Origin of the sequence: Thalassospira sp. MCCC 1A01428, from assembly GCF_002115825.1 — a bacterium.
Taxonomy (GTDB): domain Bacteria; phylum Pseudomonadota; class Alphaproteobacteria; order Rhodospirillales; family Thalassospiraceae; genus Thalassospira.
Genome location: NZ_JFJZ01000192.1, coordinates 1 through 307, shown reverse-complemented (window position 1 = coordinate 307; position 307 = coordinate 1). Strand labels below are relative to the sequence as shown.

At 49.5% G+C, this 307-nt stretch carries 1 protein-coding gene; it reads left to right on the top strand.

The features are described from left to right. Positions 1 to 37: 37 nt before the first annotated feature. Positions 38 to 307 (top strand): FAD-dependent oxidoreductase (locus THS27_RS27685; protein WP_210403049.1); only part of this gene is annotated, 270 nt, incomplete at its 3' end.

Here is a 307-nt window from a genome sequence, read left to right as displayed (position 1 = left end):
TTCGCCGCGGGGTTGTTTATCAACGGAATCAGAGCTCATGACCAGGTACCTTGATTGTTTTTCTTGGTTTGAACTTGACACATTCATTTTCAAACTACAAGTTTGTGAGCAATTGTATACAATAGTATTCTATAAAATACAAAAAGGTAACGCCTTGGTGAAAACACTGCATGATCATTACGATGTCCTTGTCGCCGGCGGGGGGCAAGCCGGGCTTATTGCCGCCATCGTTGCGGCCGAAAAAGGCGCACGGGTGTGCCTTCTTGAAGGGGCCCCCCGGCCCTATCGTGGCGGGAATACCCGCCAT